The sequence below is a fragment of the uncultured Dokdonia sp. genome (assembly GCF_947492815.1).
In the GTDB taxonomy this organism is placed as follows: Bacteria; Bacteroidota; Bacteroidia; order Flavobacteriales; family Flavobacteriaceae; genus Dokdonia.
The window spans coordinates 312214-337219 of record NZ_CANLOB010000002.1 but is presented as its reverse complement, the minus strand read 5'-3'; the positions used below and the strand labels follow the sequence as shown (position 1 = coordinate 337219).

At 35.1% G+C, this 25006-nt stretch carries 20 protein-coding genes; 12 read left to right on the top strand and 8 right to left on the bottom strand.

Features of this window, described 5'->3' with window-relative positions; translation table 11 throughout:
• Window positions 1-404: 404 nt before the first annotated feature.
• Both Q1A01_RS04280 and Q1A01_RS04275 read left to right on the top strand, forming a co-directional pair.
• Window positions 405-860, top strand: coding sequence for a YHS domain-containing (seleno)protein (locus Q1A01_RS04280; protein WP_299676482.1), 456 nt, complete (start codon window positions 405-407; stop codon window positions 858-860).
• Window positions 861-1193: 333 nt separating this feature from the next.
• Entirely contained in the window at window positions 1194-1646 is a 453-nt protein-coding gene (locus tag Q1A01_RS04275; RefSeq protein ID WP_299676477.1) for a YHS domain-containing (seleno)protein, read from the top strand.
• A 78-nt stretch (window positions 1647-1724) separates the two neighbouring features.
• On the opposite strand, the gene tyrS is transcribed toward Q1A01_RS04275, so the two are convergent.
• Window positions 1725-3020, bottom strand: a complete 1296-nt coding sequence (tyrS, locus tag Q1A01_RS04270) for a tyrosine--tRNA ligase (protein ID WP_299676474.1) — start codon at window positions 3018-3020, stop codon at window positions 1725-1727.
• A gap of 84 nt (window positions 3021-3104) precedes the next feature.
• Between tyrS and Q1A01_RS04265 the strand changes: the two genes are divergently transcribed.
• A complete protein-coding gene (locus Q1A01_RS04265; RefSeq protein ID WP_299676471.1) occupies window positions 3105-4106 on the top strand; it encodes an NAD-dependent epimerase/dehydratase family protein in 1002 nt (333 codons plus the stop codon).
• Here the strand turns inward: Q1A01_RS04265 and Q1A01_RS04260 are convergent.
• The 3 genes from Q1A01_RS04260 to Q1A01_RS04250 are packed head-to-tail and all read right to left on the bottom strand — an operon-like array spanning window position 4090 to window position 6669.
• Window positions 4090-4599, bottom strand: coding sequence for a DUF4296 domain-containing protein (locus Q1A01_RS04260; RefSeq protein ID WP_299676468.1), 510 nt, complete (start codon window positions 4597-4599; stop codon window positions 4090-4092). The genes Q1A01_RS04265 and Q1A01_RS04260 overlap by 17 nt on opposite strands.
• On the bottom strand, window positions 4599-5939 hold the full coding sequence (locus Q1A01_RS04255; RefSeq protein WP_299676465.1) for a dihydroorotase: 1341 nt from the start codon (window positions 5937-5939) through the stop codon (window positions 4599-4601). Before Q1A01_RS04255 ends, Q1A01_RS04260 begins: the two co-directional genes overlap by 1 nt.
• Before the next feature lies 1 nt (window position 5940).
• A complete protein-coding gene (locus tag Q1A01_RS04250; protein ID WP_299676462.1) occupies window positions 5941-6669 on the bottom strand; it encodes a polyprenol monophosphomannose synthase in 729 nt (242 codons plus the stop codon).
• A 108-nt stretch (window positions 6670-6777) separates the two neighbouring features.
• Between Q1A01_RS04250 and Q1A01_RS04245 the strand changes: the two genes are divergently transcribed.
• From Q1A01_RS04245 to Q1A01_RS04225, 5 genes are all read left to right on the top strand, one after another.
• Window positions 6778-7428, top strand: coding sequence for a DUF4271 domain-containing protein (locus Q1A01_RS04245; RefSeq protein ID WP_299676459.1), 651 nt, complete (start codon window positions 6778-6780; stop codon window positions 7426-7428).
• A 29-nt stretch (window positions 7429-7457) separates the two neighbouring features.
• The gene (locus Q1A01_RS04240) at window positions 7458-8204 is read left to right on the top strand and encodes a uroporphyrinogen-III synthase (RefSeq protein ID WP_299676456.1); all 747 of its coding nucleotides are present in this window, start codon (window positions 7458-7460) and stop codon (window positions 8202-8204) included.
• A 297-nt stretch (window positions 8205-8501) separates the two neighbouring features.
• Entirely contained in the window at window positions 8502-10250 is a 1749-nt protein-coding gene (gene aspS / locus Q1A01_RS04235; protein ID WP_299676453.1) for an aspartate--tRNA ligase, read from the top strand.
• Window positions 10243-10506 carry a hypothetical protein gene (locus tag Q1A01_RS04230; RefSeq protein ID WP_299676450.1) on the top strand — a complete coding sequence of 88 codons (264 nt, stop codon included), beginning with the start codon at window positions 10243-10245 and terminating at the stop codon, window positions 10504-10506. The genes aspS and Q1A01_RS04230 overlap by 8 nt, the downstream gene beginning before the upstream one ends.
• A 94-nt stretch (window positions 10507-10600) precedes the next feature.
• Complete coding sequence (locus Q1A01_RS04225) at window positions 10601-10792, top strand: cold-shock protein (RefSeq protein WP_089369861.1); 192 nt, start codon at window positions 10601-10603, stop codon at window positions 10790-10792.
• Between the two features lie 61 nt (window positions 10793-10853).
• Here Q1A01_RS04225 and Q1A01_RS04220 read toward each other — a convergent pair whose 3' ends face one another.
• Complete coding sequence (locus Q1A01_RS04220; protein WP_299676445.1) at window positions 10854-11303, bottom strand: nucleoside deaminase; 450 nt, start codon at window positions 11301-11303, stop codon at window positions 10854-10856.
• A 53-nt stretch (window positions 11304-11356) separates the two neighbouring features.
• Between Q1A01_RS04220 and dxs the strand changes: the two genes are divergently transcribed.
• Complete coding sequence (gene dxs, locus Q1A01_RS04215; RefSeq protein ID WP_299676442.1) at window positions 11357-13111, top strand: 1-deoxy-D-xylulose-5-phosphate synthase; 1755 nt, start codon at window positions 11357-11359, stop codon at window positions 13109-13111.
• Between the two features lie 52 nt (window positions 13112-13163).
• Here the strand turns inward: dxs and Q1A01_RS04210 are convergent, their stop codons facing one another.
• Complete coding sequence (locus tag Q1A01_RS04210; protein WP_299676439.1) at window positions 13164-15794, bottom strand: T9SS-dependent M36 family metallopeptidase; 2631 nt, start codon at window positions 15792-15794, stop codon at window positions 13164-13166.
• Window positions 15795-16131: 337 nt separating this feature from the next.
• Window positions 16132-17460 carry a deoxyguanosinetriphosphate triphosphohydrolase gene (locus Q1A01_RS04205; protein ID WP_299676629.1) on the bottom strand — a complete coding sequence of 443 codons (1329 nt, stop codon included), beginning with the start codon at window positions 17458-17460 and terminating at the stop codon, window positions 16132-16134.
• Window positions 17461-17704: 244 nt separating this feature from the next.
• Here Q1A01_RS04205 and Q1A01_RS04200 point away from each other — a divergent pair, with 244 nt between their 5' ends.
• Both Q1A01_RS04200 and Q1A01_RS04195 read left to right on the top strand, forming a co-directional pair.
• Window positions 17705-18973: a hypothetical protein gene (locus Q1A01_RS04200; protein WP_299676436.1), complete on the top strand. Its 1269-nt coding sequence runs from the start codon at window positions 17705-17707 to the stop codon at window positions 18971-18973.
• A gap of 93 nt (window positions 18974-19066) precedes the next feature.
• A complete protein-coding gene (locus tag Q1A01_RS04195) occupies window positions 19067-21895 on the top strand; it encodes a TonB-dependent receptor (protein ID WP_299676433.1) in 2829 nt (942 codons plus the stop codon).
• Between the two features lie 102 nt (window positions 21896-21997).
• Here Q1A01_RS04195 and Q1A01_RS04190 read toward each other — a convergent pair whose 3' ends face one another.
• Window positions 21998-22363 carry a nicotinic acid mononucleotide adenyltransferase gene (locus Q1A01_RS04190; RefSeq protein ID WP_299676430.1) on the bottom strand — a complete coding sequence of 122 codons (366 nt, stop codon included), beginning with the start codon at window positions 22361-22363 and terminating at the stop codon, window positions 21998-22000.
• A 350-nt stretch (window positions 22364-22713) separates the two neighbouring features.
• Here Q1A01_RS04190 and Q1A01_RS04185 point away from each other — a divergent pair, with 350 nt between their 5' ends.
• Entirely contained in the window at window positions 22714-24954 is a 2241-nt protein-coding gene (locus Q1A01_RS04185) for an inorganic phosphate transporter (RefSeq protein WP_299676427.1), read from the top strand.
• Window positions 24955-25006: the final 52 nt, after the last annotated feature.

The window sequence follows — 25006 nt, the reverse complement described above, 5'->3', positions numbered from 1 at the left end:
TAACGACCTAACGTTTGTAAAGTTTATATAGTAAAGAATTTTAAAATAAATAAAATGTCTTTGTAAGTTTTTAAACTTTAGAACAACAAATAAATAGTATTAAAGAAAGTATAATTACTAAATACTTTAATAAAAAAGAATTATAACATCACAAGTAGTTACTACTTGAAAATATAAAATTAGAAAATATTCATAATTGATTGGTTAGTTAGTTAGAAAACCCTAGTAGAGCATCTTGCCACTAGGGTTTTTGTTTTTTATGTATTTTTGATAATACCATCTCCATTAAACAGAACTTAAACTAGGTCTTAAAAAATAAATAAGGAACAATTGACAATTTTCTGTAAGCTTATTTAAAAACACCGACTGAGTCCTTGTAATACATCAACAATAAAGACGTACTCATGAAAAAATCATTCATCATATTAATAGGATTACTACTTGTTGGAGTTTCAATTCAAGCACAACAAACAGACTATTACCTTAAAAAAGGATACGTTGCAGAAGGATACGACGTCACTGAATACTTTAATAATAAAGCAGTAGAAGGCGATAAAAAATTTACAACAGAATATGACGGAGTCAAATTCAAGTTTGTAAGTCAGGCAAATCTTGATAAGTTCAAGGCAAATCCCAGCAAATATGTTCCTCAATATGGTGGATATTGTGCATATGCAGTAGCCGACAAAGGAAAAAAAATAAGTGTTGATCCAAAAACATTTGAAATAAGAGACGGCAAATTGTACCTCTTTTATAATTCTTGGGGAGTAAATACACTAGAAAAGTGGCAAGAAGAAGGTCCAGAAAAATTAAGAGGGCAAGCAGATGCTGCTTGGAGTAAAGTAAAACATAATAAATAGAAGATATTCATAATTGATTGGTTAGTTAGTTAGAAAACCCTAGTAGCGCATCTTGCCACTAGGGTTTTTACATGCACACACTTTACTTTATAACATATTGAATTCTATTCAATTTTACATCGTTGTCAAAAACCGAATTCCAAATCAAGTTTCAAAAAAGGATCTAACTTATAATTATTTAGATACCTAAGTAAGTATACAACTCAATTTAAATGATTTTAATTTTGTCAAAAAAAATATTTTTTAGAAAAATTGACATTTATATGTAAGTATCTATTTTTATCTCGACCTAGTGCTTATAAAATTAATAATCAACACTATAAAAGCACTAAGATGAAAAAATTAACCATACTAATAACAACAATACTCATCAGTTTATCTTCACAAGCACAGCAAATTGACTATTACTTAGACAGTGGATATATTGCCGAAGGATATGATGTTACTGAATATTTTAACAACAAAACTGTAGAAGGAAGCAAAAGCTATGTAACCACCCATGACGGCGCAAAATATAAATTTACTTCACAAGCCAACTTAGACACCTTTAAAGCAAATCCTGATAAATATGTTCCTCAATATGGTGGGTATTGTGCATATGCACTAGCTACGAACGGAAAGAAAGTAGATGCAGATCCAGAAACCTTCGAAATAAGAGATGGAAAATTATATATGTTCTATAACTCTTGGGGAAAAAACACCTTAAAAAGTTGGAAAAAAGAAGGACCATCTACATTAAAGCCCAAAGCAGATAGAAACTGGGAAAACGTAAAATACAAAAGTTAGTTTTTCACCCCTGCAAACCAGAACAGCCCATCAGTTTAAAATCTAATGGGCTGTTCGCTTTTCATATAAAATATTGTTTTAAACAACTTTTATCAGGAATTTATTTCTCTTTCCTCTTTGCAACAAAACAAAACGATTATTAATCAAATGCTCTTTTGTAATTTTAAAATCTTCAGTAACTTTTTCTTTATTTACAGATACTGAATTTTCCTTAAGCGCACGTCTTGCCTCTCCGTTTGAATTTAAAAATCCTGTCTTTTCTGCAAGTGCCCCAATCATATCAAGACCATCAGCAATTTCTGAGGTAGCAACCTCAGCTTGAGGAACTCCATCAAAAACATCTAAAAACGTAGCTTCATCTAATGCTTTTAAATCATCTCCCGTAGATTTTCCAAAAAGAATATTAGATGCTTTTACTGCATTTTCTAAAGCTTCTTCACTATGTACTGTAACCGTTACTTCCTCTGCTAATTTTTTCTGAAGTGCACGTTGGTGTGGCGCTTCTTTATGCACTTCAATAAGCGCCTCAATCTCTTCCTGGTTTAAAAATGTAAAAATCTTGATATACTTTTCAGCATCTTCATCACTTGTATTTAACCAATATTGATAAAACTTATACGGAGAAGTACGTTTTGCGTCTAGCCATACATTCCCTCCTTCACTTTTACCAAATTTACTTCCATCAGATTTTGTAATCAAAGGACACGTAAGCGCATACCCTTTTCCTCCACCTATACGACGTATTAATTCTGTTCCTGTGGTTATATTACCCCATTGATCACTTCCTCCCATTTGAAGTGAGCAATCATTATTTTGATACAAATGCAAGAAATCATACCCTTGTACTAGCTGATATGTAAACTCCGTAAAAGACATTCCATCGGCTGATTCTCCTGATAAACGATTCTTTACAGAATCTTTTGCCATCATATAATTAACCGTAATATGCTTTCCAACATCACGGATAAAATCTAAAAATGAAAATTCTTTCATCCAGTCATAATTATTAACCATGACCGCTTCATTTTCTGCACCTGATGTAAAATCTAAAAACTGCGACAATTGCGCACGTACACATTCTTGATTATGACGAAGTGTTTTCTCATCTAACAAATTACGCTCTGAAGATTTTCCTGAAGGATCCCCAATCATACCAGTAGCACCACCTACAAGGGCTACAGGTCTGTGTCCTGCTCTTTGAAAATGCGCAAGTAACATTATGGGAACTAAATTTCCTATATGCAAAGAATCTGCTGTTGGATCAAACCCTACATAAGCACTTCGCATTGCTTCCATAAGGTGTTCTTCTGTATTAGGCATCGCATCATGCACCATACCTCTCCATTGCAATTCTTGAACAAAATTTTTACTCATTGAAATTTCTTTTTGAAGATGCAAATATAAAAATTAAAGTGGCGTTATTGGGGTACTTGGACAGAGTAGATTATATTTATACTCATGATTTTAGTTACTGGAGGCACAGGACTCGTTGGAATGCATTTATTACTTGCCCTTACGCAAGAAAACAAACCTGTGCGCGCGACGTTCAGATCTTTGGAAAAAGTAAAAGAAGTCGAAGCTTTTTTTGCTTTCGCGAAAGCGGAAAAACAATTTAAACCCATAGATTGGATACAAGCAGACATCACAGACATACCTTCCTTAGAACTGGCATTTAAAGATATCACATATGTATATCACTGTGCAGCACTCATCTCATTTGATCCTTATGATTTTCAAAAACTACTAAAAACAAATGTTGAAGGAACTGCTAATGTTGTGAATTTATGCATAGCAAATCAAATAGAAAAATTATGCTACTTAAGTTCTATTGCTGCATTGAGCAAGTTACCAAACAATCCTATTAATGAAGAAAATATCTGGGATCCTAATGAAGCCAACTCTGTATATGGCATTTCAAAATATGGCGCCGAGATGGAGGTTTGGCGAGGCACACAAGAGGGATTAAAGGCCATTATCTTTAATCCTGTCATCATTTTAGGGGAAGGAGATTATACAAAAGGCAGTGGTGTATTATGCAACTATGCACTAAAAGAAAAAAAGTTTTATTCAAAAGGAAGCAATGGTTTCATAGATGTAAAAGATGTTGTAACGCTTATGATAAAAGGCCTTAACAGCACCATAACAAAAGAACGTTATATTCTGGTAGGAGAAAACACTTCTTACAAAGATATCTTACATCGCATGGCACAACAGTTTTCTAAAAGACCTCCTAAAAAACCACTTTCCAATGGCATTCTTACTATACTTATTCTAGGGGATCGTTTTATAGGATTATTTACTCGTAAGCGAAAAATCACCCGCATCAGTGCTGCCTCTATTCAAGACACTAAAGTCTTTAGCTCAGAAAAAGCAAAACAACAATTATCATACATTCCCACCCCTATAGATGAGACATTAAAAAGAATACAACATCACATAGCCACTACAAAGAATCTATAAGAATTTCTTTAGATACTCTAACAGGATTACGGGAAGTACGAGGTTTTTCTTTTTTACCTGCAATACTATCTGCTCTTTTAATGCTATCTTTTTCTCGTTGTATTTCTTTTGCTCGTAACGTACGTAAAGAGTCCTTCACCTTCTTTTCTATTTTTGCTAGAGAGTCATAATTAGAAAATTCTACATCTACTCGTTTCTGAATAGATTCATACATTTCTTTATATAATTCGATATCTGAAGCGTAGTAAGAAACACTATTTGCATATTGCAAACTATCGATATCAAACTTTTCAAAAATATACGTTTCAGGATTTACATCATACTTGCTCAAGCTTTTCATATCATAACTCCTCGCTCCATTCATGACAGATATCTCATAAATAATGGCTTCCATTTTAGACCTCTCTATAAGGTTTGTTGGCTTTTCTACAGGTGGGATATCCTGACAGCCTATGACAAACAACCCAAAAAGTATGTATGCAAATGATCTCATTATCTATCAAAAGTTAATCGCTCTCCAAAAGTATCTTCATACACTTTAAAATTCTTATATGCCAATCTACCATTTACAAAAGTATGTGTAATACGTGATTTAAAAGTTGTTCCTTCAAAAGGAGACCAACCACATTTATATAAGATATTTTCCTTTTGTACTGTCCAAGGTGCATTCAAATCTACAAGCACTAAATCTGCCTTATACCCTTCTCTTATATATCCTCGTTTTTCTACTTGAAATAAAATAGCAGGGTTATGACACATCTTTTCGACAATTTTTTCTAAAGTAATACGTCCCTGATGATAAAACTCTAACATCGCAGGTAATGCATGCTGTACCAAAGGTCCTCCACTAGGTGCTTTTGTATATACTTGATCTTTTTCCTCCAATGTATGAGGCGCATGATCTGTTGCGATCACATCTATTCTATCATCTAATAGCGCTTTAAAAAGCTCATCCCTATCAGCTGCTGTTTTTACAGCAGGGTTCCATTTAATATGCGTCCCTTTATCTTCATAATCTTGGTCTGAAAACCACAAATGATGAATACACACTTCAGAAGTAACCTTCTTTTTTTCTAATGGAATTGTATTATCAAAGAGATGTGTTTCTTTAGCCGTAGAAAGATGGAACACATGTAAATTGGCTCCTGTCTTTTTTGCAAGTTCTATAGCTTTAGAAGAAGAAATATAACACGCGTCTTCACTACGAATAATTGGGTGCAAATGAATAGGAATATCATCTCCGTAACGTTCTGTATAAATCGCCAGATTATCTTTGATAGTCCCTTCATCTTCACAATGTACCGAAATCCTCAAGTCTGTAGAAGAAAATATTTTTTCTAACACCTCTTCATTATCTACAAGCATGTTTCCGGTAGAACTTCCTAAAAATAATTTAAGTCCTGCAACATTTTTCTTATCGACTTTAAGAATCTCCTCCAAATTATCATTAGTTCCCCCAAACATAAAAGAATAATTTGCATGAGCATTCTCTTTAGCAATTGCAAATTTCTCTTCTAACTTTTCAATCGTAGTGGTTTGCGGGCTTGTATTAGGCATTTCCATAAAAGAAGTAATCCCTCCTGCAACTGCTGCTCTAGATTCACTTTTAATATCTGCCTTATGCGTAAGACCTGGCTCCCTAAAGTGCACCTGATCATCTATAATGCCTGGTAATAAATATTTTCCTTCGGCATCAAAAACATGTACATCTGAAGATTTTGCACTTATACTCTCTCCTATTTCCTGAATAATTCCATGATGCACAAGGATATCCCCATGTGTAATAGTACCTTCATTTACTATGTGTACATCTTTTATTAATATTTTTTCCATATCAGTTTTTCCCCTTAAAAAGATGGTTTAATCGTAATCGTATTACTCCAAAAACAGCTTCTGAAATAATTCCTTTGCTCATTTTACTTTGTCCTTTTGTCCGATCTGTAAAAACAACCGGTATCTCTGCAATAGTAAACTTTTTAATATACGCTTTATATTTCATTTCTATTTGAAATGCATATCCTACAAAACGAATTTTATCTAGGTTTATGGCTTTAAGTACTTCTTTTCTATAACAAATAAAACCTGCTGTTGTATCATGTATATCCATGCCCGTTATTAAACGAACATATTTTGAAGCTCCCCAAGAAAGCAACACCCTACCCATAGGCCAATTTACAACATTCACCCCAGTTACATAACGAGACCCTATAGCGACATCTGCTTGATTTTTTGCACACGCATTATACAATCGAATGAGATCATTTGGATTATGCGAAAAATCAGCATCCATTTCAAAAATATAATCATATTCCCTAGTCAATGCCCATTTAAACCCTGCAATATACGCTGTGCCTAATCCAAGTTTCTTTTCTCGTTCTAAAATAAACAACCGGTCTTTATAATCCAGCTGCAAGTCTTTTATCTTACTAGCAGTGCCATCTGGTGACCCATCATCTACAACTAGAATATCAAAAGCACGTTGCAATGCAAAGATATTACGCACGAGTCGTTCTATATTTTCAATTTCATTATATGTAGGTATAACTACTAAAGCGTTTGCCATGAACTATTGCTTTCGGCAAATGTACTTATTTTCTAGGTGTAGAAAATATGAAGTTGGTGGCTTTTACAGGTATTTTATGGTATTTTTAACGCATCTTAAACTATACTATTGGAAACCACCTTAAAGACAATCATTAATAAAGACTGGATTACACTACTTTTAGTACTCTCTTTTTTAGCACTCGTTATAGGGAAATTTTTTTATGCACAACAATTTCAAGGACTCCTCCCATTTCTAGGTTCAGACAAATATGCTTCTAGAGCAAAAGAAAAAAAATCATTCCACCCTTTTACAATACTTTTATCCATACATCAAATCACCATACTATCTTTATTTCTCTTTTTATGGTATGCCATATCCTTAGGAAAAGAATACACACAATTACCTGATTTATACCTCAAAATACTTATTGGATATTTAACTTTCGAGGTAATAAAGACCCTTATCGATAAAATAATTGGATATTTATTAAATATTCAAGGGGTCATGCAGCTCTATATAAGCAGGAGGCTACATTTTAAAAATATGTTAAGTATTCTTGTCTTAGCCCTTTGCTTTTATGTAGTTTATAGTGATTTTGTTACCGTTCAACTCCTACAAGTAAGTCTATGGTCAATTATTGGATTATACTTCATTTCACTCGCTATAACAATAAGTAAATATCAAGATCAAATTCTTTCGCTTCCGTCTTATTTTATTTTGTATTTTTGCACTCTCGAAATAGCACCCTACTATATTTTGTATCATATAGCTACATAAATAGATAGGGTTTTAGAAAAAGAGCATCTATGAAAGTGAAAACTATTTTAGTCTCACAACCTAAGCCAAAGGTTGAAAACTCGCCGTACTTTGAACTAGAACAAAGACAACGCGTAAAGATAGATTTCATTCCATTTATTCATGTGGAAGGAGTCTCTAGCAAAGAGGTTCGGTTACAAAAAGTAGATCTAAATGACTACACTGCCATTATCCTAACAAGTCGTAATGCTGTAGATCATTTCTTTAGAATCGCAGAAGAAATGCGTTTTAAAGTGCCAGATACTATGAAGTATTTCTGCCAAAGTGAAGCTGTAGCCTTTTATTTGCAAAAATATGTCGTATACCGTAAGCGTAAAATCTATGTAGGGAAACGCACATTTGTAGAAATGACACCACTTATCAAGAAACATAAAACTGAAAAGTTCTTATTACCTTCTTCAGATAAATTAAAAGCTATCGTCCCACAAACATTGGATGAATTAGGTGTAAACTGGAAACAATCTATATTTTACAAAACAGTCGTAAGCGATTTATCTAACTTAGAAAATGTATTTTATGATATCCTTGTATTCTTTAGTCCTAGCGGCATAGAATCATTGCTTCATAATTTCCCAAATTTTAAGCAAAACGATACACGTATCGCCGTTTTTGGAAACACAACGATAAAAGCAGCCGAGAAAGCAGGTCTTAAAATTAATATTCAAGCACCTACACCACAGACTCCGTCTATGACAATGGCTTTAGAAAAATACATTAAAGAGGTTAATAAGAAATAACCTTTTTTTACCCATAATAAACCCACAAGATTATATGTTGTGGGTTTTTTTATACGCTTTCGCGAAATCGAGCTTGCGAGATTCACGACCAAAAGGGAGAGCGTAGCGTTAAAGCGCATACACAGTTACCAAAAAATAACAGGAGATAGCTGGTAACACAGGATATCTTCCTATTTTTGCAACCAAGCAAAAACCTCTGGGATATCCCGTAAGGCGTTTGCTAAAACTAATTTTTTGATTTCGAAATAAACCTCGAAACATTTGAATCTCGACAATCGAGTAAAAAGTACCAAATACATGTACAGAAGTCACAACAACGGAAGCCTAAGAGCAAGCGATATTAATACAGAAGTTACCCTATCAGGATGGGTTCAAAAATCTAGAGACAAAGGATTTATGATCTGGGTAGATTTACGTGATCGCTATGGAATCACACAGCTTATTTTTGATGAAGAGCGCACTTCAAAAGACATTATGGAACAAGCGCGCACCTTAGGAAGAGAGTTTGTCATCCAAGTAAAAGGAGCTGTTATTGAACGCGCTTCTAAAAATCCTAATATCCCTACAGGAGATATTGAGATTTTAGTATCAGAGCTTACTGTTCTTAATGAAGCACTAACACCTCCTTTCACTATTGAAGATGAAACTGATGGAGGTGAAGATGTACGCATGAAGTACCGATACTTAGACATACGAAGAAACCCTGTTAAAGACAGTTTAATCTTTCGCCATAAAGTAGCTATGGAAGTACGAAAGTATCTTTCTAATGAAGATTTTATAGAAGTAGAAACACCTTACTTAATCAAATCTACACCAGAAGGAGCTCGTGATTTTGTAGTACCTTCTCGTATGAATGAAGGACAGTTTTACGCCTTACCACAATCACCACAAACGTTTAAACAACTCCTTATGGTAGGAGGAATGGATAAATACTTCCAGATTGTAAAATGTTTTAGAGATGAAGATTTAAGAGCAGATCGCCAACCTGAGTTCACACAAATAGACTGCGAAATGGCTTTTGTAGAGCAAGAAGACATTTTAAATATTTTTGAAGGACTAACACGTCACCTACTCAAAGAAGTAAATGGTGTTGATGTAGAGAAATTTCCTAGAATGTTATATGATGATGCGATGCGTTTATATGGAAATGACAAGCCAGACATACGTTTCGGGATGGAATTTGGGGAATTAAACGAGGTTGCACAACACAAAGATTTTAAAGTCTTTAATAGCGCTGAACTTGTAGTAGGTATTGCAGTACCTGGCGGAAACAGTCATACCAGAAAAGAAATAGACAAGCTTATAGACTGGGTAAAACGTCCACAAGTAGGTGCATTAGGTATGGTATATGCTCGTTGCAATGACGATGGCTCTTACAAATCTTCTGTAGACAAGTTTTACGATCAAGAAGACCTTGCTAAATGGGCAGAAGTAACTGGAGCAAAACCAGGAGATCTTATCTGCGTACTATCTGGAGACACCAACAAAGTAAGAGCACAACTAAGCGCCTTACGTATGGAATTAGCAGAAAGACTAGGACTTAGAGACCCTAAGGTATTTGCACCTTTATGGGTCATTGATTTTCCACTACTAGAACTCGATGAAGAAACTGGCCATTACCACGCAATGCACCACCCATTCACCTCTCCAAAACCAGGACAAATAGAATTACTCGCTACCGATCCGGGCGCTGTAAAAGCAAATGCATATGACCTTGTCCTAAATGGAAACGAAATAGGTGGAGGATCTATCAGAATACATGATAAAAAGACACAGGCACTAATGTTTGATTACTTAGGATTCACTCCTGAGGAAGCAAAAGCACAATTTGGTTTCTTAATGGATGCTTTCCAATATGGAGCACCTCCACATGGTGGATTAGCATTTGGACTTGATAGACTTGTAGCAATATTAGGAGGTCAAGAAACTATACGAGATTTTATTGCCTTCCCTAAAAATAACAGTGGACGTGACGTCATGATTGACGCTCCAGCAGCCATTGATGAAGATCAACTTAAAGAATTACACCTAAAAGTACATGCATAAAACAAGGCGAATCTTTATTATTATCTTATTTTTTGCTCTAATAGGGCTGTTTGCCTTTGGATATTACTACACATCTCAAGAAGGCCAAGAAATTCTGGGTAATAAATTAATAGGTTTTGCGCTTGCAGGTGGTTTTTTCGTACTCATGCCCCTGTTTATCTACCATCGATGGAAAGACAAAAATATACACGATTACATGCTTACCAAGGAGAATATTCTTAAAATGAAGGAATTTAATGACTCAAAAGAGCGCTGAATCCCATTAGTTTACAAAAATAAAACGGTTTGAAAACAATATGTTAAAAATTAAAGCGTAAGTTTGTACTTTATTAATATTTTTATTTTTTATAATGGAAGGAACAGTTAAATTTTTCAATGAGTCAAAAGGTTATGGTTTTATAACTAATGACGACACCGGTAAAGATATCTTTGTACACGTTACAGGTCTTAACGGAGAGACTATCTCTGAAGGTGATAAAGTTGAGTACGTAGAAGAAGAAGGAAGAAAAGGAATGACAGCTGCACAAGTACGTGTACTGTAATGATATAGATAATATCTTTTTACGATTATGAAAGCCTGCAATTGCAGGCTTTTTTATACCTTTAATTTAAATTACGTTTCTCTACAAAAAAGCGTTTTAAAAGACGTTCTCCTTGCTCAGCAAGTACGCCACCTTCTATTTTTGTTTTAGGATGCAACTTGGTTCCCATAGCCATACATCCGCGTTGCGCATCTGCAGCACCATAAACCACTCTATCTATCTGACTCCAATACAAAGCTCCTGCACACATTTGGCAAGGCTCTAATGTCACATACAACGTACACTTATGGAGGTATTTTCCCCCAAGATAATTTGCAGCAGCAGTAATAGCCTGCATTTCTGCATGAGCAGTAACATCTGTAAGACGCTCTGTAAGATTATGCGCTCTTGCTATGATAGTATTATTTGCTACCACAACAGCGCCTACAGGAATTTCCCCAAGCTCATAAGCTGTTTCAGCTTCCATGAGCGCTCGCTTCATAAAATAAGCATCATCAAAAGGTTCTATCATAGGAATGGAATTTCAATATTCAAAAATACAATATCAAGACGTACCTTTGTCATATGCTAGATCATATTGATAGTCCACACGCATTACGACAACTCACTATTGACCAATTACCTAAATTAAGTAAGGAATTACGTCAATTTATCATCACCATCCTCTCTACAAAAGAAGGACATCTAGGTGCTAGTTTAGGCGTCGTAGAGCTTACCATAGCATTACATTATGTATTCAACACTCCAGAAGACAAACTTATTTGGGATGTAGGGCATCAAGCATATGGGCATAAAATCCTAACAGAAAGAAAAGCTGTTTTTCATACCAATAGACAAAAAGGAGGTATTAGTGGGTTTCCTAAAATTTCTGAAAATGAATATGACACTTTTGGCGTAGGACATAGCAGCACTTCGATTTCTGCAGCATTAGGCATGGCTATTGCCGCCAATTTACAAGGCAAAAAAGAACAACAACACATTGCCGTAATAGGAGATGCTTCTATTGCCAGCGGCATGGCATTTGAAGGCTTAAATCACGCCGGTGTAACAGATGCGAATTTGCTTGTAATCTTAAATGACAACGCCATTGGCATTGACCCCAGTGTAGGTGCTTTAAAAAAATATCTTACAAATGTCAAAAAGGGAACTGCTAGAGAAGAAAATATTTTTGAAGCACTTAATTTTGATTATCACGGTCCTGTAGATGGCCATGACCTTCCTACACTTATAAAGACATTAAAAAAACTTCAAAAAACCAAAGGCCCAAAATTTCTTCATGTAATCACTACAAAGGGAAAAGGACTAGCACTAGCCGAAAAACACCAAGTAACCTATCACGCACCAGGAAAGTTTGACGCTATTACTGGAGAACGTCACCCAAAAGACACCACCAAACTACCCCCTAAATACCAAGATGTTTTTGGACATACGATCGTAGAGCTCGCAACAACCAATAAAAAAATTATTGGAATCACACCTGCAATGCCCACCGGCAGCTCTCTTAAATATATGATAAAGACATTCCCAGACCGCGCATTTGACGTAGGAATTGCTGAGCAACATGCCGTAACACTGTCTGCTGGAATGGCGACGCAAGGGATGATAGTGTTTTGCAATATCTACTCTACCTTTTTACAACGCGCATATGATCAAATTATACATGATGTAGCACTACAAAACTTACCTGTTATATTTTGTCTAGACAGAGCAGGGCTTGTAGGTCAAGATGGCCCCACACATCACGGTGCTTTTGATCTAGCATACCTCAATTGTGTGCCAAACATGATCATCTACGCCCCAAAAGACGAGATAACACTTCGTAATATTATGTACACTGCCCAATTAGGGCTACCACATCCTATTGCCATACGATATCCTAGAGGCAGGGGTGTTACCATCAACTGGAAACAACCATTCCAAAAGATTGCTATCGGCAAAGGACAGCACATTCAACAAGGAGAACGTATTGCCATCCTCTGTATAGGAACTACAATACACAATGCCATAGAAGCCACTCAGAATAAGCCATACACTGTTAGTATCTACGATATGGGATTCTTAAAACCCCTTGACACAATGCTTCTTGATAGAATTTTTAAAACATATGAAATTATCATCACACTAGAAGATGGAACCATTAAAGGCGGTTTAGGAAGTAGTGTTACTGATTACGCTTTCGCGAAAGCGTATAAAGGCACCATCAAATCACTTGGAGTACCAGACAAATTTATAACGCATGGTACTACAGAAGAACTTCAAGAAGAGATTGGCATCTCACCCAAAGGAATCACTACCGAAATTGAGAAATATATCGCATAAAAAAAGGCTGGTTTAAAAACCAGCCTTTTTCATATATGTTGATCTACTTTACTTACTCAATGATAAGCTTAGTAGTATAACTATTACTATCTCCAGTAATATTCATAATATATACTCCTCTAGATAATCCAGCTGCATTTACAGATACATTACCTTCAAGAGTTGCAGGCTTGTTATACACTTCTCTACCGTTGATGTCGTAGATACGTATTTGTCCATCTCCAAATGCACCAGCAATACTTACTGTAATCTCTCCGTTTGAAGGATTCGGGAATACACTAAATACAGAATCTAACGAATTCTCATCTACACTAAGTGAAGAACAATCTTCAAGAACATCTTCAGGAAGGTCAAATGCCTCTACTTGATCAAATCTATTATTAGAACTTCCTTGTTCTGCACTAAATCCTAATCCACGAGTAGCGAATACATTCCAAATTGTACATCTAGCAAAATCCTTCTGACCCTCTGGAATAAGATCATTAATAGCTACAGCAGCAATAATAGCATCTCTACCATCTATAAAACCAGGACTACATGGCTGTAATTTTAAACCATCTATCACTAATTGCATTGCGATATTATTTCCTCCAGTTCCATTATAAAAATCATCATCAAAACCATACTCATCAATAAACGCCCATGTCATATCCCATAACATTGTTGCCCATACTGTACCAATACCGTGTGGTTGAGATATATTTGGATTATTTACATCATCATAGGTTAATGCATTTACAGAAAAATCAACACTGTATCTAGCAGGACGTATTCCTAAACCTGTAATAGGCTGATTAATCGCGTAGGTTCCAATACCTCTTCCTTCTTCTGCAGTATCATCTGCAGTCATAGTAAGCATTAATCCAACATAATCAGACCATCCTTCTCCCATTTGCTCTGCATTAGATAAACATCCAGAGTTAAAACGACCTCCTGTTAAACGGTTAGAAATACCGTGACCGTACTCATGACCAATGATTAAGTTATCTAAATCTCCATCGATACGTCTAGCTCCAGTAATAACGACATCATTGATAGCATCTCCATTTTGTAATGCTGCAATGATATCTTCTCCTACCGCTTGTGTTACCATTCCTGCTGGAATTGTAGCAATAGCACTATCGCCTCCTAGGTTAATAGGAGCATCAGCTACATTGTTTACAATAATAACTGCAATCGCTCCTTCTGCCTGAACAGTTTCTACTTTTAAAGTAAAGTTACAACTACCTCTACGCACAACTGCTATTTTACCATCCATATCACCAGGATTGGTTAATGCATCACAAATATCTAAAGGATCATCACTATCTGAAGCGTCATCATCCATTGCCAATACTAAATCCCCTGTAATTCCTTCAATAGGCCAAGCATCACTAAATGTACTTGAAGTAATAGGATAATCTCCTGCAACATCTCCTGAAGGAATATTTACATTAGGAGTTCCTCCTGTATTCCATAAGAACATAGTCATTCCTGGGTTTTGTCCATCTGGTGGCGTTCCAAACGTTGCGTTGTTTACACCACTACCGTCTTGAGCATCTGCAAATACAAAATCACTCCCAGTACCTCCATTTCCATAGTTATTTTCTTGGAAGTTTCCGCTTTCTTCATCAAAACCATACTGATAGAAAACATCATGCATGATGTTATTCCAATAGAAAAGGTTTACAGTTGCCGCTTCTGTAAATGTAGCAGCATCTTGACTTTCGTCTAATGGGAAGTCAAATATTAATTCAGCACCTCCATCAGGGGCATCACCTACTCCATTATTTCCGTTTGCATCTTCTTGAGCCCAAACGTTATTTCCTCTTGTAATTGTAAATTCAGCACCTTCAGCACCATTTGTATCATGCCATCCAAAAGGAGAAGCTACTAAATCTTGTGGTTCAGTAACAATAGAACGACCTCCATGGTTAGGGCTCTCTACAGGCATTGCATATACATTATATTGCTCTCCAGCTAAAAGCTCGTTTGCTACAGTAATATTTTGCTCCATTGAAAAACCAGCAGCATCTTCGTTTGCAGATGCAATTGCTTCATGACTATGATTTTCAAATGTACAGCTAACCACCCAGTCATGTTGACTTAAAAGTTCTCCATTAAGAGCATCTACACGCACACTGTACCAGTGTTTAGAGTCTATTGTATGAATACTCAAATCCCAAGCTAATTTAAGCGCATTATCTTCTGTTGCCTGATATACAAGTTTTACAGGTACTTCTTCTAGAGAAACACCTCCTTGTGTAAGCACAAATTCTTGTGAAGATATTGTTTGGTTTAAAGAAAAGTTAGCACTTCCCAATCCTAATGAGCTTGCAGCACTTGAAGCCGCTTGCACAGGAGTCAATACAGGAGATACTGCATTTACTCTAGAAGCAATATCTTTTTCTAAGCTACTTGCCACATGAATAATAGTACCATCCTTAAAAGCAACATTTACACCTCCATTAAAAACTTCGATGTTGTTTATTGTCTGAATAGCATGTACATGTGTTGTTGTACTTTTTCGTGAGAAGATCTCATCTTTAACTCTCAAGCCTGAGATATCTTGATCAGTAATTCCTAGCGTAGATTTATTAGCATCTAAGTGATCTCTAATAATCGTGCCGTAATCTTGGGCATTTGTAAGGGATGCAAAAGCAAACACACATACAAATACTGTCAATTTGTAAAGTTTTAGCATTTTTTTGGTTTCTGTGATAAATAAAAATTAGTAATAGAATCTTAATATCTTAATACTATACATATAACAATGTATAACACATAATTCCTACTTTATCGTTAAAATTTCATTATATCTTGATCAAATCAAAAGTATTGCAAATTTATGTATTTTGAAATTTTAATATATAAATTAACATTTATCATCAACAAATGTTATATATATCACTAATATTTTAAATAATGTTCAAAATATCAGTAACAACTATAAAGTATTACAAATCACACAAAGCTTTCGATTTTAAACAATATTCAAAATATATCACAATATAGTGTTAGTACACTATCATCACTCCGCATTAATGTATGTGAAGCCCTTTTAGTTTTTGAAATATACGCAACGACTTACTATCCGTCATAACCGACACATAATTACACACTTCCATCAATTCTTGATATAAAGACATCTCCTCTCTATCTGAGTTTTCAAATAACTTTAATACAAGTGTATCATAATGTGTTGGTGTATTCGTAATCACATTACAACGTTTATCAAGGAGTGTAGAGAGAATTTCATATCCTGCTATTTCTTTCTCAACTACTTCTTGGCTTTGGTAGATATTTGAAACACTAATCTTTAAGATATCATCTATCTGAGCTTCATATTTGGATTTATCTAATAACGCTTTCGCGAAAGCGCCCTCTAGAATAGCCTCTTCATTTTTCATAAATATAGTAACCGCCTCATCTATCAGTGTACCTATAGCCAAGGCTCGTAAATATCCTACCCGAGCAGCTTTTGTAGTCAATTCATAATACTTTTTGGTATTAATGTTAGGCACTAGTTTTACCATATATTCTAATGCATACTCCTCAGAAATTAATCCTAAATTAATCCCATCTTCAAAATCTATAATGGTATAACAAATATCATCTGCCGCTTCCACCAAAAAGGTTAAAGGGTGACGTGCATATCCTATATCTTTTCCTTTTCTCGTTTGAAGCAACCCCAATTCTTCGGCGACATCCTGAAAAGCTTGTTTTTCACTCTGAAAAAAGCCAAACTTCTTATCAGCAATATGCTTTGTGGGTTTTACTGGAAGTGACTCTTTCGGGTATTTCATAAAAGCACCCAAGGTTGCATAAGACAATCGTAATCCTCCTGCTGCTCCTGGCATAGACTCTGTTAGTATTTTAAAGCCGTTAGCATTTCCTTCAAAAGCACATAAATCTTGATATTCTTTAGGGGTAAGCTCCGAAGCAAAACGCTTCCCATTTCCATTTTTAAAATAATCTCCTATGGCTTTTTCTCCCGAATGCCCAAAGGGTGGGTTTCCAATATCATGTGCTAATGCCGCTGCTGCGACAATGGCTCCAAAATCATTAAACTGATACCCGTGCACTTCAGAAAGGTGTGGATACTTTTCCAAAAGTTGCTTTCCTACTTGTCTCCCCAGTGACCTTCCTACTACAGCTACTTCCAAACTATGCGTGAGTCGCGTATGTACAAAATCTGTTTTTGACAAAGGAATGACTTGTGTTTTATCTTGCAGACTTCTAAACGCTGAAGAAAAAATAATACGGTCATAATCTACTTCAAATCCGAGCCTCGTCTCATCTTGTTCTTTTCGTAATCGTTTATTGGTATCCCCTTGTCTTTTGAGAGATAATAGACGTTCCCATTGCATCATAATAGTCCTATTTAATAATTGCAAGATACGTGTTGTTACGCTTTCGTGAAAGCGTAATGACAGACATCTGAATTTGAAGGAAACACAGAGGAAACATTAGCGCATTTTAGTTAACATTAACCTTACATAAACATCACAACTTGCTAAAATAACAATAACATTCACTTAATTAAACACTAGAAAAGCTGTAGCATATTTGCAGTGAATATTTAAAAGTCAAAAAACAAACAATTTAGAAAAAATGAAAAAAGTATTATTTAGCATTTTGTTCATAGGATTAATGGGATCGCTATTTGTGGCATGTAGTAATGATGATGATGCGCCAATCGTTATAACTGAAGAGCCAGATCCAGACCCAACTCCGGATCCAGATCCAACAGCAAATTCTGTATTATCAGGACAAATCACTGAAGATAGAACTTTAACTGCCGATCAAGTTTGGACACTTGATGGACGTGTTACTGTAACTAATGGCGCTACGCTTACTATCGAAGCTGGAACAATCATTAAAGCCTTAGGAGGACAAGAAGCTAATGCATCTGTTCTTATCATTGCAAGAGGTGCTACTCTTAATGCTAATGGTACTGCTGCACAACCAATCATCATGACTTCTACAGCAGATGGTATTCAAGCAGGAGAAACTGTAGGTACACTTACAGAAAATGATCGTGGATTATGGGGAGGTCTTATTGTATTAGGTAATGCGCCTTGTTCTTTAGACGGTGATGTTACTGAACAACAAATAGAAGGAATTCCTGCAAACGATCCTAATGGATTATATGGAGGTAATGACCCTGCTGATAACTCTGGTACTATTACTTATGTTTCTATTCGTCACGGAGGAACTGATATTGGAGAAGGAAACGAAATTAACGGACTTACATTAGGTGGTGTAGGTACTGGAACCACTATTGACCACATAGAAGTAGTAGCTAATGTTGATGATGGTATTGAATTCTTTGGAGGTACTGTTAATGCTTCTAACCTAGTAGTATGGGCTCAAGGAGATGACGGTATCGATATTGATCAAGCATATTCTGGTACTGTTTCTAACTCTGTAGTAATTGCTGGAAATGTATCTGATCATGCATTAGAAATTGATGGTCCTGAAGGTTCAGCTAATGGAGGATTTACTTTAGATGGAATTACTTTAATTGGAGATCAAGATACTTCTAGAGGTGAATATGCTGATTACCGTGATGGTGCTCAAGGAGCAACTAACAATGTATTTGCGACTAACTTCCAAGCTGATAAAGATGTTGAATTAGATAATAATGGGGTTGCTCAAAACTTCTTAGACGGTGCTTTATTATTTAGCAACTGGATCATCGAAGGTGTTGATCCTGCAAATTCAATTTTTGATGAAAAAACTGGAGATGGTGAATCAGATATTATCTTAAACCCTACTTTCACTGAAAGAGCTACTATGTGGTCTACTATTGGAACTTCTGGAGGAGCTAACACAGCTGTGTTCGGATGGACATTTGCTTCTGCCTCTGGATCTTTATAATACAAAACGTTAATATATAATTAACTACTTATAAAATATTATTGCCCACCTAAAAATTAAAAGGTGGGCAATTTTATGATTAAATAAACACATATGAAAACCCTAATTACTTCAATTTTTTTATTGTTTTTGAGTATATCATTTGCAGTAGCACAAACAGGTAGTGTTTCTGGAACAGTAAATGATGGACAATTTAATGATGTTCTTCCTTTTGCTAATATCATTGTACAAGGAACACAAAAAGGAACCACTTCTGATTTTGAAGGAAAATACACCTTAGAATTAGAGCCCGGAACCTATATACTTGAATATTCATTTGTAGGATATCAACCACAGGCTATTAGCGAGATAGTTGTTAAAGCAAATGAAACTACCATCGTAAATGTTACATTATCATCAGAATCATTAGAGGAGATTGTTTTAACAACTACGATACGTAAAAACACGGAGCAGTCTGTATTAAATGTACAAAGACAATCTGCTCAACTCTTAGATGGATTATCTTTAGAGAACATAAAAAAAACAGGAGCTGGCAACGTTGCCACAGCCATAAAAAATGTGCCTGGTGTTTCTGTTCAAGGAGGTAAATTTGTATATGTTCGTGGTCTTGGAGATCGCTATACAAAGTCTATTCTTAATGGTGTTGATGTACCTGGATTAGATCCAGACCGTAATACACTTCAACTAGATGTTTTTCCTTCATCTATTTTAGAAAATGTAATTGTTGTAAAATCTGCTACAGCAGATCAGCCTGCAGATTTTACGGGAGGTGTTGTTGATATTGTTACCAAAGATATCCCTTCACGTAAAGAACGAAGTGCATCTATAGGAACATCTTACAACCCAGATTTTCACTTTAATGAAAATTATATTAAGAATGAAAATAGTGACACAGACTTTTTAGGCTTCGATGATGGTTTAAGAGACAACCCTATAAACCCTAATCAAACATTTCCTGATTCACCAACGCAAGCCCCAAATACCGTTGAATTTCTAACAGGACGATTCAATCCTCAATTAGCTGCTATCAACAGAAGTAGTGGGAATGATTTTAATTTTTCATATGCGCAAGGAAATTCTTATGATGTTGGTGAAAATAGATTAGGGTATGTAGCTTCATTAAGCTATAGTAACAAAACTACTTTTTATGAAGACTATATTGATGGCCAATTGTTTAGAAAACCACCTAATAATGTGGAGTCAAATGAATTACAAATAGACAGAACACAACAAGGTATAAGAGGTAGAAATAATGTCCTAATTAGTGCTTTAGGAGGACTTTCGTATAAAACTCAAAAATCAAAGTATCGTTTTAATGTATTACACGTACAAAATGGAGAGTCAGGAGCAGCTATTAGTACTCGTGAAAATAGGATCGGAAATAGTAACGAAAGTATTCGTAATGTCTTAACATACACACAAAGAAGTATTACAAATTTCCTTCTAAGCGGAAAACACTCTAATGATGATGCTAGCTGGACTACTGAATGGAAAGTATCACCTACGATTTCAAATGTAGATGATAAAGATTTCAGAGTAACTCCTTTCTTAATTGAAGATGACGGAGATTTAAGTGTTAGTTCTAGTGAGACTGGAGATCCTATTCGTTTTTACAGAGAATTAGATGAAATTAATGTTGCAAACAAAATTGACGTGACTCGTAAACATCAATTATTTGAAGGCGATGCTAAACTAAAATTTGGAGGAGCTTACACCTACAAGCAACGTGATTTTAGAACTGATAGATTCTCATTTAGAGCAAATAACCCAATAACATTCTCTGGAGATCCAAACGAAGTATTAGGAGAAAATGCTTTTGACGCAGATACTGGAAATGGATTTTTTGTAAGAAGAAACACAAGTGATTTAGATGTATTTGATTCAAATGCAAACATTGCTGCACTATACATAAGTGAAGAGATCCATCCTAATGACTGGTTTACTGCAGTGGTAGGTTTACGTTTTGAAAAATTTGATTTGAATTTTACAGGTAGCACTTTAACTGATGGTGTCACTACACAACTTGATGACGAAAAATTAATTGACAAAGCCGATCTTTTCCCATCTGCCAATTTAATTTTTAACTTAAATGAAGAGGGAAGTCAAAAAATTAGAACTTCATATTCTCGTACTACAGCAAGACCTTCATTTAAAGAAGCATCTTCGGTATTTATATTCAACCCTATTCAAGCAATTACAGAATTAGGTAATCTAGACTTAGAACCTTCTTACATTAACAATTTTGACCTTCGTTATGAGATTTATGGAGAAGACGAAAAGAAATTTCAAGCTGGCGACTTCTTTGCAATTAGTGGTTTCTATAAAACCTTTAAGGATCCCATAGAACAAGCATTCTTTATATCAGATCCAAGTCAGGTAACTTGGTTAAATTTAGGAGATGCAAATGTCATTGGAGGAGAGATAGAATTGCGAAAAAATCTTGCTTTTATAGGCCTTAACAATTTCTCTTTTAACGTTAACTTTTCTCTTATAGAATCAGATGAAGAGTTTAGTGATGATGAACGTGAATCAAGAGAAAATGTATTAAGACCTGGCGAGACACTAGATAGTGGTCGTCAATTACAAGGGCAATCACCATTCTTATTAAACACCGGATTAGCTTATGATTCTGGTGACACAGGGTGGAAAGCAGGATTGTTCTATAACGTACAAGGAAAAACACTACAAATTGTAGGAGCAAGAGAAACTCCTGATGTATTTACACTTCCTTTTAACGATCTTAAGTTTAATATCTCTAAAAGTTTTGGAGAAGATAAAAACTCAACACTTACCCTAAAAGTAAGCAACTTATTGGATGACGACATAGAAAGCATATTTGAATCTTTTGGTTCAGAAGACCAAATATTCTCAAGGTGGAGTCCTGGACAGAATTTTAGCTTAAGTTATAGCTTTAAATTTTAAATTTATCAATTAGCCAATAAAAAAGACCTTCCAAATGGAAGGTCTTTTTTTTGTGATAGCAAATTTACTATTTGGTGCTTAATATCAATCTATAGTAGAAAACTACTTATTACTTACAACACGAGTTCCCTCGTTTTTCCATGTATTTACAGCAGCAATACGAGAATCTTTATAATCTACCTCTGTTAGTGTATCATTATTCCAGAAAAACCATTTTCCAACTTTGGCACCATTATCATATTGTGCTGTAGCTGTTTTTTGACCTTCTGTATTATAACTTATCCATTCACCTGTTACTTTTCCATCTTTTGTAAAAAAACCAATTTGACTCACAACACCATTATCATGGTATAATGTTGCTTCTATCAAATCTCCATTTTTTATATATGTATTTTTCTTTGTTTCTTTTTGTGCCTGTACAGAAGTAATCATCAAAACTGCAACCAATAACATCAATATCTTTTTCATAATTTTGGGACTTTAATCATTAAACTTAACGCTAAGTTAATTAAAAATTTACATTTAAAACAAGTTTAGATAACTTTTTATTTACATTAAATTTACATTAAACCCATAATATATTGTATATCAATTATTTGTATTTCAATAATTTCACAACACACGACAACTCATAACAGTATTCAAAACAGTTATTTAAGCGTATTTTATTAAAATCGTACTCATATCTTAATACTCAAACCACACCTTAGAAACAAGCAAAAGTTCTTATCTTTCGTCCCGATATAACCTTTACATAACATACAGGCAATAAGAATTTGAGACTTTTGCATTTAAGGGCTTTTTATAGCATATAACATATGGAGAACATATATATTTTTATGATTGCTGCGTTAGCTATTCTCGCTATTGCAGATTTGGTAGTGGGTGTAAGTAATGATGCCGTAAATTTTTTGAATTCTGCAATAGGCTCTAAAGCAATTTCATTTAGAACCATTATGATTGTTGCTAGTATAGGTATTGCATTTGGAGCATTATCTTCTAGCGGAATGATGGAAGTGGCTCGTAAAGATATTTTTGACCCCAGTCAGTTTTATTTTAATGAGATCATGATCATCTTTATGGCTGTCATGATTACAGACATCATCTTACTGGACATTTTTAATAGTCTGGGAATGCCTACCTCCACAACAGTTTCCATTGTCTTTGAGTTATTAGGCGCTGCAGTAGCTATCTCCTTAGTTAAAATTGCCAAAGAAGGAGAAGCTTATTCTTCTATTATAAATTATATAAATACAGAACAAGCCGTAAAAATAATCTCAGGGATTTTACTTTCCGTATTTATAGCTTTTACTGTTGGAGCTCTGATACAATTTATCACACGCTTATTACTCACTTTTAATTTTGACAAGAAACCTAGCTGGACTGCCGCTCTTTTTGGCGGTCTATCTATTACAGGAATTGCATATTTCATCATCATAAAAGGTCTTAAAGGAGCAGATATCTTACCTGACGGATTTAGCACTTGGGCAAGCAATAACTTACTCCTGTTTTTAGCCCTTAATGCTGTTGTATGGACAATCATATCTTTTATTTTCCATAGCGTATTAAAAATAAATGTGTATAAACTCATTATTATCCTAGGAACTTTTGCTTTAGCCATGGCCTTTGCCGGTAATGATTTAGTAAACTTTATTGGTGTTCCTATGGCAGCTTATAATTCATTCATAGATTGGTCAGCATCAGGAATAGATCCAAAACTATACAGTATGGAAGGCTTAGCTGCTGAGGTACGTGCACAACCATTACTTTTATTATTTGCTGGCCTTGTCATGGTGCTTACGCTATGGTTTAGTAAAAAAGCGCGTCGTGTTGTAAAAACATCAGTAGACTTATCACGCCAAGACGAGGTAAAAGAGCGTTTTCGCCCGAATTGGCTATCTCAAAATTTAGTTCGATCTGTCATTGTTGCCAACGCAAGTATCAACAAAATACTTCCTCAAAGTATTAAAAAGACGATCAATAATAGTTTTATAGATTCTGAAAGCGCTGCTACGATTCCAAAATCAGAACTTCCTGCTTTTGACATGGTCAGAGCTTCTGTAAATCTTATTATTGCTAGTGTACTTATATCAATAGCAACTGGACTTAGATTACCATTATCTACTACCTATGTAACTTTCATGGTAGCAATGGGTACATCGCTAGCAGATCGTGCTTGGGGAGCAGAGAGTGCCGTATATCGTGTTGCTGGAGTATTAAATGTAATAGGCGGTTGGTTTTTAACTGCTCTAAGTGCATTTACTGCTGCAAGTATTCTAGCCTACATTATGCACTTAGGAGGTAATTATGCGGTTATTGGATTATTCTTTCTTGCCATTCTAATGCTTGTACGAAATTACCTGTCTAGTAAAAAGAAAAACAAAGAAGCAAAAATAGAAGAAGATCTTCGCAAAGCAGAAAGTCAAACCATTTCTGGAATCATAGAAGAAAGCGCAGATAATATTGCCAAAACCGTATCTCGTGCTAATAAAATTTACACAAGCACGCTTAAAGGGCTTGCCAAAGGAAAAGTAGGTAGCCTTAAAAAGAGTCGTGCAGGTGTAGAAAAATTGAATGATGAAATTGATGAATTACGCGGAAACATCTTCTACTTCATTAAAAATCTTGAAGAAACTAGTGTACGAGGAAGTAATTTCTATATTCAGATTTTAGGATACTTAGAAGACATTACACAATCACTAGAGTATATCGCAAAAGCTAGTTACAAGCACGTAAACAACAATCATAAGCCGTTACGATTTAATCAAATTAGAGATCTTCAGGAGATCAATCAGAAACTGGATGAGTTCTTAACAGCTACACAAGCTGCTTTTAATGATCGTAATTACGCTCAAATAGGTGAGTTACTAGGACAAAAAGAAGAATTGTACAATAATGTAACTGAAAAAATCCAAAAGCAAGTAGCGCGCACACGTTCTGAAGAATCAAGCCCTAAGAATACAACCTTATATTTTGGTTTATTATTAGAGACAAAAGATCTTATTGAAGAAATCATGAATCTTTTAGATTTATATCACAATGAGCATCAGCAGTCATAAAACATATATACATATTTAATATCTCAGACCTGATAGAGCCATTCTTTATCAG

Bases quoted from the DNA above. Each gene is read 5' to 3' on its own strand.
- tyrS (WP_299676474.1), bottom strand. From the start codon at position 3,020: ATGAGTAAAAATTTTGTTCAAGAATTGCAATGGAGAGGTATGGTGCAT.
- aspS (WP_299676453.1), top strand. From the start codon at position 8,502: ATGTACAGAAGTCACAACAACGGAAGCCTAAGAGCAAGCGATATTAAT.
- Q1A01_RS04205 (WP_299676629.1), bottom strand. From the start codon at position 17,460: ATGCAATGGGAACGTCTATTATCTCTCAAAAGACAAGGGGATACCAAT.
- Q1A01_RS04260 (WP_299676468.1), bottom strand. From the start codon at position 4,599: ATGAGATCATTTGCATACATACTTTTTGGGTTGTTTGTCATAGGCTGT.
- Q1A01_RS04265 (WP_299676471.1), top strand. From the start codon at position 3,105: ATGATTTTAGTTACTGGAGGCACAGGACTCGTTGGAATGCATTTATTA.
- Q1A01_RS04200 (WP_299676436.1), top strand. From the start codon at position 17,705: ATGAAAAAAGTATTATTTAGCATTTTGTTCATAGGATTAATGGGATCG.
- Q1A01_RS04240 (WP_299676456.1), top strand. From the start codon at position 7,458: ATGAAAGTGAAAACTATTTTAGTCTCACAACCTAAGCCAAAGGTTGAA.
- Q1A01_RS04195 (WP_299676433.1), top strand. From the start codon at position 19,067: ATGAAAACCCTAATTACTTCAATTTTTTTATTGTTTTTGAGTATATCA.
- dxs (WP_299676442.1), top strand. From the start codon at position 11,357: ATGCTAGATCATATTGATAGTCCACACGCATTACGACAACTCACTATT.
- Q1A01_RS04250 (WP_299676462.1), bottom strand. From the start codon at position 6,669: ATGGCAAACGCTTTAGTAGTTATACCTACATATAATGAAATTGAAAAT.
- Q1A01_RS04220 (WP_299676445.1), bottom strand. From the start codon at position 11,303: ATGATAGAACCTTTTGATGATGCTTATTTTATGAAGCGAGCGCTCATG.
- Q1A01_RS04230 (WP_299676450.1), top strand. From the start codon at position 10,243: ATGCATAAAACAAGGCGAATCTTTATTATTATCTTATTTTTTGCTCTA.
- Q1A01_RS04185 (WP_299676427.1), top strand. From the start codon at position 22,714: ATGGAGAACATATATATTTTTATGATTGCTGCGTTAGCTATTCTCGCT.
- Q1A01_RS04190 (WP_299676430.1), bottom strand. From the start codon at position 22,363: ATGAAAAAGATATTGATGTTATTGGTTGCAGTTTTGATGATTACTTCT.
- Q1A01_RS04280 (WP_299676482.1), top strand. From the start codon at position 405: ATGAAAAAATCATTCATCATATTAATAGGATTACTACTTGTTGGAGTT.
- Q1A01_RS04210 (WP_299676439.1), bottom strand. From the start codon at position 15,794: ATGCTAAAACTTTACAAATTGACAGTATTTGTATGTGTGTTTGCTTTT.
- Q1A01_RS04225 (WP_089369861.1), top strand. From the start codon at position 10,601: ATGGAAGGAACAGTTAAATTTTTCAATGAGTCAAAAGGTTATGGTTTT.
- Q1A01_RS04275 (WP_299676477.1), top strand. From the start codon at position 1,194: ATGAAAAAATTAACCATACTAATAACAACAATACTCATCAGTTTATCT.
- Q1A01_RS04255 (WP_299676465.1), bottom strand. From the start codon at position 5,939: ATGGAAAAAATATTAATAAAAGATGTACACATAGTAAATGAAGGTACT.